The organism is Deinococcus alpinitundrae (genome assembly GCF_009982895.1).
Classification (GTDB): Bacteria; Deinococcota; Deinococci; order Deinococcales; family Deinococcaceae; genus Deinococcus; species Deinococcus alpinitundrae.
The window spans coordinates 1-269 of the sequence record NZ_WXZL01000267.1; the positions used below are offsets into that span (position 1 = coordinate 1).

The following is a 269-nucleotide window of genomic DNA, read 5'->3' on the forward strand; positions in this document are numbered from 1 at the left end:
TTACAGATACCCCTAAAAAAACAGCCATTAAAAATACGACAGATGAATGTCCAATTGAAAAATAGAAACCCACACCAGATGGATCTTTGCGTTGCTGTAATAATTTGCGAACCGTATTATCTATTGCAGCAATGTGATCTGCATCAAATGCATGACGCAAACCTAATGTATATGCAAGAATCCCCATACCAAATAAGATATGATGGTCTTTTCCAGCAATCCATAAAAAACTAAACCCAATAACGTGTAACAAAATGACAATAGCTATG

Annotated in this window: 1 protein-coding gene; it reads right to left on the reverse strand. The window is 35.3% G+C overall.

The window, feature by feature from the left end; all coding sequences use genetic code 11:
* Window positions 1-269: HoxN/HupN/NixA family nickel/cobalt transporter (locus GUI70_RS25735; protein ID WP_497747273.1), on the reverse strand; the 269-nt coding region annotated here is incomplete at both ends.